Source organism: Pseudomonas sp. MF09150 (assembly GCF_059862355.1).
Window position 1 is genome coordinate 560,295 of record NZ_JCBCUS010000004.1, and the last position, 14,701, is coordinate 574,995.

12 protein-coding genes and 1 rRNA gene are annotated in these 14,701 nt (G+C 62.4%); 6 read left to right on the top strand and 7 right to left on the bottom strand.

Features of this window, described 5'->3' with window-relative positions; translation table 11 throughout:
- The first annotated feature begins 83 nt into the window (after window positions 1-83).
- Both AC19YX_RS18835 and AC19YX_RS18840 read left to right on the top strand, forming a co-directional pair.
- On the top strand, window positions 84-1,781 hold the full coding sequence (locus tag AC19YX_RS18835) for an acid phosphatase (protein WP_500606759.1): 1,698 nt from the start codon (window positions 84-86) through the stop codon (window positions 1,779-1,781).
- Between the two features lie 129 nt (window positions 1,782-1,910).
- Window positions 1,911-3,086, top strand: a complete 1,176-nt coding sequence (locus AC19YX_RS18840; RefSeq protein WP_500606760.1) for a hypothetical protein — start codon at window positions 1,911-1,913, stop codon at window positions 3,084-3,086.
- 123 nt (window positions 3,087-3,209) lie between these two features.
- On the opposite strand, the gene can is transcribed toward AC19YX_RS18840, so the two are convergent.
- Window positions 3,210-3,854, bottom strand: coding sequence for a carbonate dehydratase (gene can / locus AC19YX_RS18845; RefSeq protein ID WP_020297713.1), 645 nt, complete (start codon window positions 3,852-3,854; stop codon window positions 3,210-3,212).
- A 152-nt stretch (window positions 3,855-4,006) separates the two neighbouring features.
- Between can and AC19YX_RS18850 the strand changes: the two genes are divergently transcribed.
- A complete protein-coding gene (locus AC19YX_RS18850) occupies window positions 4,007-4,411 on the top strand; it encodes a serine kinase/phosphatase (protein ID WP_500606761.1) in 405 nt (134 codons plus the stop codon).
- A gap of 79 nt (window positions 4,412-4,490) precedes the next feature.
- Here AC19YX_RS18850 and rimI read toward each other — a convergent pair whose 3' ends face one another.
- Together rimI and AC19YX_RS18860 are read right to left on the bottom strand one after the other, a co-directional pair.
- The gene (rimI, locus tag AC19YX_RS18855) at window positions 4,491-4,943 is read right to left on the bottom strand and encodes a ribosomal protein S18-alanine N-acetyltransferase (protein WP_078472503.1); all 453 of its coding nucleotides are present in this window, start codon (window positions 4,941-4,943) and stop codon (window positions 4,491-4,493) included.
- An 8-nt stretch (window positions 4,944-4,951) separates the two neighbouring features.
- Window positions 4,952-5,734 (bottom strand): energy transducer TonB, encoded by a 783-nt coding sequence (locus AC19YX_RS18860; RefSeq protein ID WP_242487539.1) that lies wholly within the window; start codon window positions 5,732-5,734, stop codon window positions 4,952-4,954.
- A 178-nt stretch (window positions 5,735-5,912) separates the two neighbouring features.
- Here AC19YX_RS18860 and mksB point away from each other — a divergent pair, with 178 nt between their 5' ends.
- Genes mksB through mksF form a run of 3 tightly spaced genes read left to right on the top strand, consistent with a single transcriptional unit; the run spans window position 5,913 to window position 10,727 of the window.
- Window positions 5,913-7,190: an Mks condensin complex protein MksB gene (mksB, locus tag AC19YX_RS18865; protein WP_020297717.1), complete on the top strand. Its 1,278-nt coding sequence runs from the start codon at window positions 5,913-5,915 to the stop codon at window positions 7,188-7,190.
- A complete protein-coding gene (mksE, locus tag AC19YX_RS18870) occupies window positions 7,180-7,887 on the top strand; it encodes an Mks condensin complex protein MksE (protein WP_020297718.1) in 708 nt (235 codons plus the stop codon). The genes mksB and mksE overlap by 11 nt, the downstream gene beginning before the upstream one ends.
- Window positions 7,884-10,727, top strand: coding sequence for an Mks condensin complex protein MksF (gene mksF / locus AC19YX_RS18875; RefSeq protein WP_020297719.1), 2,844 nt, complete (start codon window positions 7,884-7,886; stop codon window positions 10,725-10,727). Before mksE ends, mksF begins: the two co-directional genes overlap by 4 nt.
- Window positions 10,728-10,798: 71 nt before the next feature.
- Here mksF and AC19YX_RS18880 read toward each other — a convergent pair whose 3' ends face one another.
- The 4 genes from AC19YX_RS18880 to rrf all read right to left on the bottom strand — a co-directional run bounded on the left by AC19YX_RS18880 (window position 10,799) and on the right by rrf (window position 14,699).
- Window positions 10,799-13,102: a PqiB family protein gene (locus tag AC19YX_RS18880; RefSeq protein WP_500606762.1), complete on the bottom strand. Its 2,304-nt coding sequence runs from the start codon at window positions 13,100-13,102 to the stop codon at window positions 10,799-10,801.
- Complete coding sequence (locus tag AC19YX_RS18885) at window positions 13,095-13,718, bottom strand: paraquat-inducible protein A (protein WP_500606763.1); 624 nt, start codon at window positions 13,716-13,718, stop codon at window positions 13,095-13,097. Before AC19YX_RS18885 ends, AC19YX_RS18880 begins: the two co-directional genes overlap by 8 nt.
- Window positions 13,705-14,364: a paraquat-inducible protein A gene (locus AC19YX_RS18890; RefSeq protein WP_078472509.1), complete on the bottom strand. Its 660-nt coding sequence runs from the start codon at window positions 14,362-14,364 to the stop codon at window positions 13,705-13,707. Before AC19YX_RS18890 ends, AC19YX_RS18885 begins: the two co-directional genes overlap by 14 nt.
- A 219-nt stretch (window positions 14,365-14,583) precedes the next feature.
- Window positions 14,584-14,699 (bottom strand): 5S ribosomal RNA (gene rrf / locus AC19YX_RS18895).
- Window positions 14,700-14,701 lie beyond the last annotated feature (2 nt).

Genomic DNA, 14,701 nt, shown 5'->3' on the forward strand with positions numbered 1-14,701 from the left:
TAGTCTTTCCGTCATATTGGGTTGCTACCGTTCGACCGAAATATTTTGTAACCAATTGACTAAAAGACCTGCAGGGAACTGGCATGAGTGACGAAAAAGACCATGACGACGCGCAACCCGCGGCGCCCGAACAGTTGACTGACACCAGCCGCCGCCGCTTTCTTGGCGGCGTTGCCGTTCTGGGGGTAGGCGCCACCTTGAGCGCCTGCGGCGGGCCCGGTGAACCGGGTAAACCCCAGGAGCACCCACTCTCGCCGGCCGAGCTGGACCAGGCCCTGCGCGAGCAGGTGAAGAACGTGGTGGTGATCTACGCCGAAAACCGCAGCTTCAATAACCTGTTCGCCGACTTCCCCGGGCTGGAGCAGCCGTTGTCCTCCCTGAAGCCGGGCGATTACCAGCAGCGCGACCGCGACGGCAGCCTGCTGCAGACCTTGCCGCCGATCTGGGGCGGCATCCTGCAGGTCGGCCCGCAACACCTCGATGGGGTGACCTACCCGATCGAAACCCAGTTCCAGCAGGACCTGCCCAACGCTCCGTTCGCCCTCAAGGGCCCGAGTGGCGAGGACCTGCCCCTGGGCCTGGTGACCCGCGACCTGTGGCACGTGTTCTATCAGAACCAGATGCAGATCAACGATGGCAAAAATGACGGCTTTGTCGCCTGGGCCGACTCCGGCGCCCTGACCATGGGCCATTACCCGCAAAGCCGCTATTCCCTGCGGCTGTGGGATGTGGCGCGGGAATTCGTGCTGTGTGACAACTTCTTCCAGGGGGCTTTCGGTGGCTCGTTCCTCAACCACCAGTACCTGATCAGCGCCGCCGTGCCCGTCTACCCGGACGCGGCCAATTCGGTGGCCAAGTCGCAGATCGCCACCCTGAAAAGCGACAACCCGCAAGACACCCGGCTCAAGCCCCTGGAAAAATCCCCGGCCAGTGCCATGACCGGCCCGCCGCAGTTCGGCCCCAGCGCCCTGACCCCGGATGGCTACGCGGTCAACACCATGGCCCCGCCCTACTGGCCGACCTGGATCCGCGACCCCGAGCGCCCGGACTACGCCAAGGCCGACCTGCCCAGCGTGCTGGTGCCCCAGACCCACGAACACATCGGCGACAAGCTGTCGAAAAAGAACGTCGACTGGGCCTGGTACGGCGGTGCCTGGCAAGCAACCCTGGACCAGTTCAAGGACTCGACCGGCCTGCCGAAGATTCCCAACTTCCAGTACCACCATCAACCCTTCAACTACTTCAAGCGCCAGGGGCCGGAAAACCCCGAAGAGCGCAACAGGCGCCTGCGCGACGGCGGCCTGGGCGATGAATCGGGGAGCAACAGGTTCCTGGCCGACGCCGAAGCCGGAAAGCTGCCGGCCGTGAGCTTCTACAAGCCCCAGGGCAACCTCAATATGCACGCCGGTTACGCCGACGTGGCCTCCGGCGACCGACATATCGACCGGGTGCTCAAGGTGCTGCGCGAAAGCCCGCAGTGGTCAAACATGGTGGTGGTGGTCACGGTCGACGAAAACGGCGGCTGGTGGGACCACGTGGCGCCGCCCAAGGGCGACCGTTGGGGCCCGGGAACGCGGATCCCGGCCCTGGTGGTGTCGCCCTTTGCCCGCAAAGGCACGGTGGACCACACCATTTACGACACTGCCTCGATCCTGCGCCTGATCACCCGGGTGTTCCAGTTGGAGCCCCTGGACGGCATCAAGCAACGTGACGCCGCCATGGTCGCGCGCGGGCAAAAGCCCCTGGGCGACTTGAGCAACGCCCTGCAATTCAAGCGCTGACCCTCACCGGCGCCGCGCAATCGGCGCCGCTGATGAAGTTATTCCTACCCGGCTCCCGTTCACCCGCTAGTGTTCCCCTGTGGATATTCACCCCGCACAAGCGGGGTTCTCGCCGACAAGGAGCCAAGCATGAATAAACTCACCGGACTGTCCCTGGGCCTCGCCGCCCTGATCCAGGGCGCACCGGCCCTGGCCGCTGATGTGGAGGTGCCCCTGGGCAGCCCCCAGCGCGTGACCCAACTCTTCGCCTATCCCAATAATTGCAACGTGATCTGCTTCCGCAACTGGACCCTGGAACAGACAGTCGAGCATTACCTGACCCAAAGCGTGCAACGCGACGGCTACAGCACCGCCCGGGTCAAGGTCAGTGGCGATCAACAGCAGTTGCACGCAACCATCAGCGGCGTGCCCCAAGGCTACGGCAAACCGTTGACGGCCCTGCTGGATGCCGGCGACCTGGCCTACAAGGGCGCCAGCCAGCTCAATGCTGACGGTAAGTGGGCCTACAGCTGGTACCTGTTCCTGCCCCTGGGCATCGCCCTGGAACAGCGCAAAAGCGTCGAGTTGCTGCACTTCCCGCCGGACTATTCCCTGACCCGTGCTCAGGATTACCTGGAATCAGCCACCACCGACCGCTGGGCGACCCTGCTGACCGCCAATGGCATCGCCGCCGAGCAGACACCGGGCTATCAGACCATTGTCGACATCGCGCCCATCGCTGCGCCCTCCAGCGCCGGCAAGGACCTGGAAGGCGTCTATGACTACTTCAAGGACTACCAGACCAGCATGGTCAAGCAGGTCAGCCAGAGCGCCGACGGCAAGGCCTTGCCCATGGTGGCCTTCGGCGCACCGGTGCGGAACTGGATCAAGCAGCAATACGGCGCCAGCGTCGGGGTACTGGGCCTGGGGCAGATCAGCCCCAACCCGGGGGTGAACGTGCCGGTGCTGGGCTCCAACCACCCCAGCTACATCTGGTACGCGGCGGACCCGGCCAACTACGACAACGATCAGGCCAAGGCCGATGCCGCAGGCTTGAAGGTGATGGGGCAGGATTTGAGCGCCGCGTGCTGGCAGGCGGGCATGGGCAGCACGCCGGGCAGCGACCCGAGCGCGCAATTGCAGCGCTGCACCCAGACCTGGCAGGTGACCGACAAGGCCAAGACCTGCGAGCTGTTCTACACCTCGGTCCGCGACCTGACCCCGCCACAGGCCCAGGCCAAATGCGCAACCGCGCCCATCAAGACCCAGCTGCAACAGCTCAAAGCCCCGGCGCCCGCGCCGAGCACCGAAGTGCCACACCTGTAACCCAAAACCTGTAGCCGCTGCCGCAGGCTGCGCTGGCCATCCCAGACACCGCATTTCTTCAGATGAGAATGCGGCGTGTGCAAGGGCCAGCGCAGCCTTCGGCAGCGGCTACGCGGTTTCGGGTCAGATGGCGCCGACCGGACGCAGGCGGTATTGCGGCGGCAGTTGCTCGAAGCCGCTGATGGTTGCGTTCAGGCTCTTCCAGCGACCGTCCTTGATGCCGTAGATGCAACCGTGAATCGACAGGCTCTGCCCACGATGCCAGGCGTTCTGCACGATGCTGGTATGGCCGACATTGGCCACCTGCTGGATCACGTTCAGTTCGCACAGGCGGTCAACCTGCTCTTCCTCGGTCGGCAACTGCCCCAGGGCTTCGCGGTGCTCGTAATACAGGTCGCGGATCGAACGCAGCCAGCCGTCGATCAGGCCCAACTGACGATCCTGCATCGAGGCACGCACGCCGCCGCAGCCGTAATGGCCGGTGACCAGGATGTGTTTGACCTTGAGTACATCCACCGCGTACTGGATCACCGACAGGCAATTGAGGTCGGTGTGCAGCACCACGTTCGCCACGTTGCGGTGCACGAACAGGTCGCCAGGCAACATGCCGACGATCTCGTTGGCCGGCACCCGGGCGTCGGAACAACCGATCCACAGGTACTCCGGGGTCTGCTGGCGCGCCAGCTTGGAGAAGAAGTCCGGGTCTTCCTGCTTGATCGCCTCGGCCCAACGCTCGTTGTTATCAATCAGATCTTGTAGTTCGTTCATGCTGTGAAGCCTCAAGAATGATGCGCTGGTATGACAGACGACCGCCTGTCGAGGTCACGTGTGTTGCGTAGATACCGGCTATCCCTCGCAGTGGAATCTTGAGCGGCGGCGCAGGTCCACCCCTTAAGCCCCAACAGTATGAGGATATAGCCATGACCGAATCACGACGTCCTTACGGTGCGCCGCAGCCCGAGCCCATCGATGACAACGAAGACCGCATGGGCTCGATGGAGGAGCTGCATTTCGACGACGAAGAGCCCAGTGCCAAGATCGGCGACACCATCCCCGAGGCGGAACTGGAGCACCGCCTGCCCGCCGAGCGTGTCCGCGAAGCCGGCCTGACCGGGGCCTCGACCGCCGACCACGAGCCCACCGACGACGACCTCAGCCCTGAGACCCTGATCCACGAGGATGGTGCCCGTTCGGCCAATGAAACCGGCGACGGCGAACAGGCCGACTGGGACCTGAGTATTGTCGATGAAGACGATATCGGTGGCGGCAATGGCCTGGATGAAGCCGAACTGGCGCGCCGCAAACCGCTGGACGGTAACCGCTGACCCGAAAGGGCCTGCGACCGGCACTAAAATCGGCGGCGGTGGATTCGCTCCACCGCCGTCTACAGCGAAACCGGGCCGGTCAGTCGACCAACGTGCAGGCCATCACCAGCGCATCTTCGCGCCCGCCCACCGCCGGGTAGTAATCCCGACGCCGTCCCACTTCGTTGAAACCATAACGCTCGTACAACCGATAAGCGGTCTGATTGCTGGAGCGCACTTCCAGGAAGCACTCGCGCGCCTCCTTCTCGTAGGCCCGTTTCATCAATTCTTCGAGCAGGCGCAAGCCCAGGCCGCGGCCCTGGCTTTCCGGCTTGACGGTGATGTTGAGCAGATGCGCCTCGTCGATGATCACCTGGATCACTCCGTGCCCGACCTGCTGGCTGCCTTCGAACATCAGCCACACTTCATAGGACTTGAACGCATCCATGAAAATGCCGCGGGTCCAGGGGTGGCTGAACGCCGCGTACTCGATCTTCAGGATGGCATCCAGGTCCGCTTCGGTGGCGAGGCGGAAGTTCACGGCATCACTCATCTGTGTTCTTACTCATCAGTACTCTTCCAGCGCGCCATCAGCCGACGCATGGCTTGCCAGACGTCAGCCTTACGCTGTGGCTCTTCCATTAATAGTTCCAGCCCAGGCAAGGCCCAGGCCGAACCCAGGCCTTCGACCTGGAGTTCGCGGTTGTAGGATTCGGCGTTGGCCTCTCCGGCAAAACGCACCGCCGGCAAGCCGATCAGCCACAGGCAGACGCAGGGTTCTTCCTCGACCCGCACCGAAACAAAGGCCTGGACGAAATCCCGGGCCGCATCGGGGCCCTGGTCGAGGTTGCCGCGCGTGAGCATCGGCCAGCGCACCGGCTCGGCGACGATCTGCGGGCTGTCGGGCAAACCGGCGGCACGCAGCATGTCTTTGAGCAGCAGGTAGGCCGGATCGCGGCTCTGGAACGCTTCGCCTGTCGGCAGTTCGACCAGCAGCAGGCAACGCCCGGCACGCAGCAATTGCAGGGCAAAACGCGGCGGTGGCACCGGCGCAGCCTTGGGCACGACCGGTGTCGGTGCCGCCTCTTCCACCGGCTTGCTGGCCGGGCGCGCGCTACTGCCAGGGCGCGGCACTTCGATTTTTGCCCGTTCCGCAGGCTTGGCGACCGGCTGCTCTGTCGGCGCCTTGGCCACGACGGCAGGCGCAGGCACCTCGACCGGCGGTTCTGGCAGCTCCAGCAACTCGGGACGCGAAGGCGCGGCAAAGGGCAATTCGGTGCGCGGCAGCCAGTTGACCACCTGCATGGCGGTCAAATAAGCGCGACGACGGGACTCGATAAGCAAAGGTCGGCCACTTGTGGATAACTGAGGTGGGGGATTCTACCGCCCTTCGACGAAGATCGCCCGCTGTTGATCGGTTTGAAAACCGACAGTCCGTCTCATCAAAAGACCGGGGGTGAATCGTCGACCGCCTGATGCAGTACAATCGCTGCTTTTCATTGCCAACCAGCCGGCCATTCCGATGATCGAACCCAAGCGCGTCTTGCGCGCCCTCGCCGAACACTGGGCACTTCTGGAGCCACTGTGCGAGCACTTCGACCAAGGCACCCTGAGCCTCGCCGAACTGCGCAGCCAACTGGCCGCCCAGCAACTGGACAGCACGCCCCAGGACATCACCAGCCTGCTGGACGTGTGGATCCGCCTCGACATCCTGGTTCCGGTGGCGAAAAGCCCCAACCGTTTCGAGCTCAACGCGCAGATCCACGACTTCCTGGCCTACCTGCGGCGCGAACACCGCCTGGGCCTGTGCCTGGAGATCGAAGCCTACCTGCGCCACCTGGAGCGTCTGGCGGGTTATATCCAGGACGCGTTTGATATCCGCGACAGCAATGACCTGGCGCGCCAATTGCGCCTGCTGGACATGCGCGTACGCGATGTATTGAAAAAACTCGCCAACGACGAACAGGCCCTGGTGGCCGTCGCCGAGCGGGCCAAGACCAGCGACCGGCAGATCCCCCTGCGCCAGCGCTATGCCGAGGTACTGGCGACCTGGGACGAATACGTCGAACCGATGATCCAGCTGGTGAACGCCGACGGTGCCTTCGAACAAGGGGTGCGCAAGGTCGAGAACGTCCTGCTGCGCATGCTCACCGAACAGCAGCGCCTGGGCCACCTGGTGGACGACGACATGCTGCTGCGCACCCACGCGCGGATCCTCGAAATGCAGACCAGCGCCCAGCTGACCCTGCGCCACGCCCGCGAGCTGCTGCTGCCATTGCGTGAAGAAGCGCGCCGGCACAACGCCGTAACCCGTGGCGCGGCCCTGGCCCTGTCGGCGATCCGGCGCAAAGGCATCGACGCCGTTCCGCAAGCCGCCATGCCCATGTTCACCCGGCCGCAAAGCACCTTCCTCGGCAGTTCCGGCCAGGTCGAGGCCTATGTGTATGCCCTGGCCCGCTTCGAGCCCAAGCCTGCGCGCTTCCCCAAGGCCCACAAGAGCCACAAGGGCGAAGCGCCGCGAGCACCACGCACGGTCAAGGAAATGCTCGAACGCTGCGAAGATGCCCTGCCCATGCCGGACCTGATGCACTGGCTGCTGGAACAGGAGCCGGACGGCGCGACCGACGAGTTGCTGTACTGGTTCTCCCGTTTATCCCGGGAAAAACGCTTCAAGCGCGAGCGTCTCGAACGCCGCGACTACCACACCCATGAGCACCAGGTCAGCCTGCGCTCCTTCGCCCTGCTCTCGGCACGCGATGACCAGCCTGAGAATTCTGCGAGCACTCCTCATGCATCTTGATCTTTCCGAACTGTCCCAGCTGGCGCCGATTTTTCGCGAGCTGTTCAAGGGCTATCACGTCAGCCGCCGCGACCCGGAGCTGTACGCCCAACTGTCGAACTTCCAGGACCAGTACCGCACGCTGTTCAAGGCCCTGGGCTTTGAGCTGGTGTGCGACACCCGCGGCTTCTATTACTTCGTCCCGGACCTGGCCGCCGCCCAGGTGAACAAGACCGCCCAGCGCCTGGCGCTGTTCACCTTCATCCTCGTGGAACACCTGGCCGACCAGGGCCGCGACCCGATCGCCGTGCTCGACGGCGGCAGCCTGGGCCGCGATGAACTGCCTTCGTTGCTGGAAAAGTACCGCGACCTGTTTATCCAGGCCGAAGTCCAGACCCAGGACGAACTCGAAGAAAAAATCATGCGCCGCATGACCCAACTGGGCTTTGCCAGCGAGGAGCCGGGCATCTACCGCTTCCTGCCGCCGATGCACCGCTTCCTCGATGTCTGCCTCTCGGTTCAGCAGGACCGCGACCTGGCCGCCAGCCTGCACAGCGTGCTGCCGTTGCCGACGCCGGTGCTGATCGACCACGACAGCGACGAAAAACTGCTGGAGACCGACGATCCGCTGGACCTCAGCGAATTTGTCGAAGGTGAAGACAGTGAAGAGGACGCACTGGCCCGGGCCATTGCCGAAGAACAGGAGCTCGACGCATGAGCAAGGAACGCTACGGCATCCGCCGCTTTGCCCTATTGAACACCGCCGGCTACAGCCTGGGCCTGTTCCCGCTGGAAGAGCCGCTGTCGGTCTACGGGGCGAACAACCTGGGTAAATCCGCCTCGATCAACGCCCTGCAGTTCCCGATTCTGGCGCGCATGTCGGACATGAGTTTCGGCAAGTACAGCCTGGAACAATCGCGGCGCTTCTACTTCGCCTCGGACACCAGCTACATCCTGGTGGAAGTGTCCCTGCCCCATGGCCCCCACGTGATCGGCGTGGTCGGGCGTGGCCCGGGCGGTGGTTTCGGTCACCAGTTCTTCGCCTATGCGGGGCAGCTGGACCTGGCCCATTACCAGAAAGACGACACCTGCCTGCGCCAGAAAGAACTGTTCACCAATCTTGAGCGCCAGGGCCTCAAGGCCTATGAGCTCAAGCCTGATGAACTGCGGCGCCTGCTGGTCGGCGGTCACACCTCGATCCCGCTGGACCTGACCCTGATTCCGCTGCGCTCCACCAGCGAGCAGAGCCTGAAGACCTTCCGCGCGCTCTTTATCAACCTGCTGCACATGCGCGAAATCACCGCGGCCAAGCTCAAGCAGCTGTTCCTCGATGCCTTCGAGCACAGCCTGCGTTCCGGCAGCGTCGACTACATCGCCGCCTGCGAAGAAGCCTTCCGCGACGTGCGCCGCATGGAGCAGGACTACAACTGCCTGGTGTCTGCCGGCCCGCTGGTGGAAGCCCTGGCCAACGGCGTGAAGCAGCGCGACCTGCTGCGCGGCAAGCTGCACCGTATTTCGCCGCTGCTGGATTCGCTGCTCGGCACCTGGTCCGACTACGCCAGTGCCCGCAAGGAAGAACTGACGGTCCAGGCCGAGCACTACCGCCACGAACAGGACGCCCTGCAAAACGATCAGCGCGGCGGCACCCAGGAACTGATGCGCCTGGAGCGGGAAATCAGCGGCATCCAACGCTGGCTCGGCGAGTTGTCGGTGCTCAAGCATCGCTTTGCCCTGGTCGATGACGTGAAAGTCCTGGAGCAGCAACTGCTGGCGGCCAAGGATGCCCACGATGAACTGGCCGGCGCCCTGGCCCAATCCCGGCAGTTCTCTGCCGAGGACCTGGAAGAGCGCCTGCGGGACCTGGAAAAACGCCTGAAGTCGGTCAAGCAGCAACTCGATCACGCCGACAACAACAGCTATGCCCGACTGCGCGAAGAGTTTTCGCAGCAGGACGTCGAACGCCTGATGCGCCTGTTCAACAGCGCCCTGTTCAGCCTGCCCCTGGGCGAGCACGGCATTGCGCTGGACGAGAACGGCGAGTGGGTCAAATCCATGGAGCTGATCCTCGACGCCTTCAAGGGCGAGCGTTTCGAAGTGCCGGGGCTGAGCATCGACCTGTCGCACATCGAACCGCCTGCGCTGCAGGCCCTGGCCGACCGCGCCGCCCTGCGCGACCAGAAGGAGCGCCTGGAAAAAGAACTCAAGCAACTCAAGACCCAGCAAGCCGTGGCCGCTGACCGCGCCGCGAGCAAGACCCAGACCGAAGCGCTGTACCAGCAGGTGCTGGACGCGCAAAAAGCCCTGGAAGACTTCCGCCGCGCACAAACCCTGAGTGCCGAGGAGGGCGAGAAACTCGAACAGCTGGCGCAGATGGAAGCCGCCCAGGACGAACTCAAGCGCTCCAGCGACGCCTTCACCGAGCGCGTCCAGCAACTGTCGGCCAAGCTGCAATTGGTTGGACGGCAAATTGCCGATATGGAAGCCAAGCAACGCACCCTCGACGACGCTCTGCGCCGCCGCCAGCTGTTGCCTGCCGATCTGCCGTTTGGCACGCCGTGCATGGACCCGATCGATGACTCGATGGACAACCTGCTGCCCCTGCTCAACGACTATCAGGACAGCTGGCAGGGCTTGCAGCGGGTCGACGGACAGATCGAGGCGCTTTACGCCCAGGTCCGCCTCAAGGGCGTGGCCAAGTTCGACAGCGAAGACGATGTCGAGCGCCGCCTGCAACTGTTGATCAACGCCTATGCCCACCGCACCGACGAAGCCCTGACCCTGGGCAAGGCACGTCGCGCGGCGGTCACCGACATCGCCCGGACCCTGCGCAATATTCGCAGCGACTACGACAGCCTCGAACACCAGTTGGCGCTGTTCAACCGCGAGATCAACAAACGTCAGGTATCCAACCTGCAGAGCTTCCGCATCGTCCTTGCGCCGAACAAGGAAGCGCTGAAGCACATCGATCAGATCATCCACAGTGCCGGTCAGTATGAAGAAGGCGAAACCCTGTCGGTGTTCGACCTGAGCCAGAGTGCCGAGCAGGACAACAAGAACGAAGAGGCCAAGGAGTACCTGGCGCGCCTGGTGGCGGCCAACCATAACCAGTTGGGCCTCAAGGACCTGTTCGAACTGGCGTTCGAGATCACCAAGGTCAATGGCCAACCGGTGATCCACACCGACATCGACGGCGCAGCGTCCAACGGCACCACCATGACCATCAAGGCGCTGACCAACATGTACTTGTTGCTGCACTTGATGGATCGCGACCAGGCCGGACGCGTGCGCTTGCCGTACTACCTCGATGAGGCCGCCGACATCGACGAGAAGAACCAGGCCGCACTGCTGGAAACCAGCCTGCAACTGGGCTTCGTGCCGATCCTGGCCAGCGTCAAACCCCAGGTATCGGCCCATGTCGCCATCGACCTCGAAGGCGGCAGCGGCCCGAACGGTATCTACATCGACGAGGCGGACTGGAAGTTCATCCGCCGTCACGATCAGGTCAAGGCGACCTTGAACGTCGCAGCAGAACCGGAAGCGGAGCTGGACCCGATTTAAATCAGGCCCGCCGCAACAAAAAGGCCGCGATCTTCACAGATCGCGGCCTTTTTTATGGGGACCCGCTGAGCTTATTTACCGAGAGGGATCTTCGGCGCCCAGGTCAGCCATTCGTCTTCGAATTTATCGAACAACGGGAAGGTCTGCTCAGGCCGGGCCGGATTACCCATGCGCTCGCCGTCTGGCGTGGCGAAGGCGATACCGCCCTGGATCAGGGTTTCCAGGGACTCGGTACGCACCGTCGCGCCCTTGAACAAGCCGAAGTCCAGGCCAAAGCCGCTGGTGTTCCAGAAGCGCGTGCCGCCACGAATCAGCGGTGCGTACTTGGGTTCGATCAGCACCCGAATCAGCACTCGATCGGCGGTTTTGCCCAACTCGTAACCGGTGACCTTGCCCACCGCCACTTCGCGATAAGTCACCGGCACCCCGACCTTCAATGAACCGCGGCGCGCAGCGCTGAGCACCAGGCTCAGGCCGTCTTCGGGCGCAGCGGTTTCCGGTGGTTGGGCCAGGGCGATAAAGCTGGTCTGCGCCCCAAGGCTCTTCGCGGCAGGTTGGACTTCGATGTATTGACCGGTAACCAGGGTTTCCAGGTTGGCGGTCTTGATCAGGCCCAACTCGGGCTTGACCACCCAGAACTGGCTGCCAACTCGGGCGATGCGCTCCGGCACCTCGGTGATACGTGCCTTGAGCACCACCGACTGCAAGTCGGCACTCAGGTCGACCTCTTCGATCTTGCCCACATCCAGGCCTTTGAAACGAATCGGAGTTCCGGAGCGCAGGCCATCGGCGCGGTCAACCTTGATGCTGATCAGGGTACCCTTTTGCGCCGCCTCTTCCTGATTGGCAAACAGGCGGAAGCGCGGGATACGTTTCTTCAGGGCCACGTTAGGCCGTGGCGTATCAAAGGCGATGCCGCCCGCCATCAGGCTCTGCAGGGATTCGCTCTTGACCTGGATGCCGCCGGTCAATCCACCGGTCAGGGTGATGCCGCTGACGTTCCAGAAGCGGGTCGAACCGTTGACCAGGTTTTCGTATTCCTTCTCGATGTGCACCCCGATCACCAACTGCTTGCGGGTGCGCGAGAACTGGTAACTCTGTACCGAACCGACCTTGACCTGTTTGTAGAGAATCGGACTGCCGACATCCAGCGAGCCCAGGTTATCGGTGAACAGCACCATGTGCAGGCCGGGGGAGCGCAGGTCCAGCGGCGGCGCCTTGGCTCGGGCCTCGAACTCCCGTTGCGGCGCAGCGCCCTTGTCCCCAGGTCGGATGGCGATGTAGTTGCCTTTCACCAGCGCCTCGAGCCCGGTGATGCCAGCCAGGGAAATCGACGGTTTGACGATCCAGAACTGCGTGCCCTGGACCAGGTAGTCCTCTGCCAGAGGGTCCAGGGTCAACTCTGCGGTGGCGCTGGACAGGTCAGGGTCGACCTTCAAGGTTTTCAAGCTGCCGACCTGGATGCCTTTGTACATCACCGGCGTGCGACCGGCTTGCAGGCCTTCGAAGTCGGACAGTTTGACCTTGACCCGAATCCCGGCCTGGGCCGCGTCGAAATCCTCATACAGACGGAACGGCAGGCTTGGGTCGGTGGGCGGGCTGTCCTTGCGGTTCTCCGGCGTGGCAAACGCAATACCGCCGGCGACGATGCTGGCCAGGGATTCACTGCGCAGTTTCACCCCGGACAGGTTGGCGTCGATGCTGATGCCGCTGGCATTCCAGAAACGCGTGTGTTTGCGCACCAGGTTGGCGTAGGTCGGCTCGATAAAGACTTTGATCTCGACCGTGTTCTGGTCTTCCGACAGCAGGTAGCTTTTGACCTGGCCGACCTGGATCTGTTTGTAGAACACCGGGCTGCCACGGTTCAGCGAGCCCAGCCGCTCGGCCTTGATGGTCAGGTGCAGCCCGGGCTTGAGGTCCGATAGCGGAGGCTCCTGGGCCAGCGCCTTGAACTTGCGCGAAGGCTCGCCTTCACCAGGGCTGACCGCGATGTAGTTACCGGAGACCAGGGTTTCCAGGCCGGTGATCCCGGCCAGGGTCACGCTGGGTTTGACCAGCCAGAAGCGGGTGCCGGTCTTGAGGTACTGCTCGACATCCTTGTTCATCTCAACGGTGGCGATCACCCCTTTGGAGTTGCCCTCGTCGTCCAGGGCCAGGGTCTTGACCTTGCCCACCGGCATGCCTTTGTAGACCACTTCGGTCTTGTTCGCCTGGATGCCCTCGCCGCTTTCAAAGCGGACCTGAACCTCGATGCCGGTCTGGCTGTAGGCACGCCAGCCCAACCAGCCACCGATGATCAACGCAATCAGGGGCAAGACCCAGATGGCCGACCAGTTTGAGGCAGGACGGGTTTTAGCTTTAGGCAAATCACTCATGGTCGTCGTCCGACTCCGTGTTATCCCAGATCAGGCGGGGATCAAAAGTTACTGCGGCGAGCATTGTCAAAATCACCACACTGGCAAATGCGACCGCACCGAGATTGGCCTCGATGCTGGCCAGCCGACCAAAATTCACCACCGCTACCAGGATGGCGATCACAAAAATATCCAACATCGACCAGCGGCCAATGAATTCGATAAAGCGGTACATGATGATGCGCTGGCGTGCCGATAACGGCTGATGGCGCTGCACCGAGAACAGCAACAGGGCGATCCCCACCAACTTGAAAGTGGGCACCAGAATACTGGCGATAAACACCACGGCAGCGATAGGGAACATCCCGTGCTGAACCAGGGTGATGACACCCGACATGATGGTGTCCCCTTCGCCCTGCCCCAGGGTGCTGACCGTCATGATCGGCAGCAGGTTGGCCGGGATATAGAGGATCGCTGCGGTGATCAGCAACGCCCAGGTCCGCATGATGCTATTCGGGCGACGCGAATGAACCAGCGCCCCGCAACGGGTACAGACCTGCTCGTCGGTATCGGGTTCCTGCTTGTTCAATTCATGGCATTCGGTACAGATCAGAATGCCCGCCTCAATCGCCCGCATGAAGATCCTCTCCTGACAACGCCTCCCAGATCTGATGCGGCGACATGACCACTTCCAACCAGACCTGGACCAATAACAAACTGACAAAACACACCAGGCCCAGGCCCACCGAGATGGCGGCCAAGTCGGCCAATTTGACGATCGCGACCAGCACGCCCATCAAATAAACCTCCAACATGCCCCAGTCGCGCAGATGGTGATAAATGCGGTAAAGCAACAAACCGTAACTGCGGCCGATATTCCAGCGGATGCTCAGCAATACCAGCAGTTGGCACAGCAGCTTGAGCAGCGGAATCCCCATGCTGCACAGGAACACCACGACGGCCACACCTTGCATGCCGGTATTGAACAAACCCAGCACACCACTCCAGACCGTATCTTCGGATGTCTGCCCGAGTAGATTGAGCTGCATGATGGGTAAAAAGTTCGCAGGGACGTACAACAACAAGGCGGCAATCACCAATGCCAGGCTGCGCTCTACGACATTATGACGATGGGCATAAAGCTCGTAGCCACAGCGCGGGCACAGGGCTTTTTCACCGTGAGCGAGCTCAGGCTTGCGCATCAAGAGATCACACTCGTGGCAGGCCACCAGGTCGTCCAGCGGTAAATCTGACAACCCGGAGGCGTCAACCGGATCTGGCATAAGGGACTCTGGCTCTAAAAGGGGTAGCCGCTATTCTAGTGTCCTGGCCTGAAAATAACTGTGCAAATTTGTGGCGGGCACAGCGGCAGCTTCAAGTGGATAGCGGCAAGCGGGAGCCGAATGAGGTGCCTGCAAGGTCGTCCCCGAACAGCCAGCACTTTCCTGCGCGCAAAAACAAAACCCCTGATTGCGTTAGCAATCAGGGGTTCTGGAATTTAATCTTGACGATGACCTACTCTCACATGGGGAAACCCCACACTACCATCGGCGATGCATCGTTTCACTGCTGAGTTCGGGATGGGATCAGGTGGTTCCAATGCTCTATGGTCGTCAAGAA